This is a genomic window from Paraburkholderia kururiensis JCM 10599 = LMG 19447 (assembly GCF_003986935.1).
GTDB classification, from domain to species: Bacteria; Pseudomonadota; Gammaproteobacteria; order Burkholderiales; family Burkholderiaceae; genus Paraburkholderia; species Paraburkholderia kururiensis.
In genome coordinates this window covers 1-702 of sequence record NZ_RJZE01000114.1, presented here as the reverse complement: position 1 = coordinate 702, position 702 = coordinate 1, and the positions used below count along the sequence as shown (strand labels likewise).

The following is a 702-nucleotide window of genomic DNA, read 5'->3' as shown; positions in this document are numbered from 1 at the left end:
CGTACGCTGTCGCAACGCTCACCGAACGCGGCGTGGATGCGTGGCGCAACGCCGCGGCGTTGACAGTGGTCTTTCCGCCAGTGCGAGACGAGGTGCGGGCGAAATGGCAACTGGCCAGTCAGGACGTAAGCCACCTCATTGTGACTCCGGGTACGACCAAGGAACAGGTCGATGCGCTTATCAGCGCGATGACGTTGACGACCGAGCTTGTGCCTGGCGGTTGAGATTGGGGACACCAAACGTTGGGTCGTCGTTCTGCCCAACGACTCACTGGTGTCCTCCGTCTGAGTGCGGCGCGTTGCCAGGAGGTCGCGGCCACACGCTGCTGTAACCAGTCGCTGAATCCCTAGATTTTATTGTCTGACCGAGGAGCAAAATGCCCAACCGCATCGAGAATGCCCACGACCATTTGCATGCAAGGTGCCTGTCTTTCCCGGAGACGCTTGCACAGTCGGTGGCCAATATTTCGCCGTCTGTGACGCCACTGATCATCGTGCCGTTGGTGTTCGCCTCGGCAGGCCAAGGAACGTGGTTATCGTATGCCATCGCGACAGCGGCGATCATTCTGGTCGGGCAGAGGTGGGGCCAGAAATTCGGACAGGTCGGCAAGTGGAACGGCCGGGACCTGAGCTGGTCATAGGACCAGCAAGAGGACCCCAAAGATGACAAAAAGAAGCCGCCGGTCGCATAGCCCGGCATTCA

General features: G+C 59.8%; 1 protein-coding gene and 1 pseudogene. Both read left to right on the top strand.

From position 1 onward, the window contains the following. Positions 1–224 (top strand): annotated as a pseudogene (locus PKKP23_RS33940) (hypothetical protein); the annotation flags it as partial. A gap of 152 nt (positions 225–376) precedes the next feature. Continuing rightward, positions 377–640 carry a hypothetical protein gene (locus PKKP23_RS33525; protein WP_126880088.1) on the top strand — a complete coding sequence of 88 codons (264 nt, stop codon included), beginning with the start codon at positions 377–379 and terminating at the stop codon, positions 638–640. Positions 641–702: the final 62 nt, after the last annotated feature.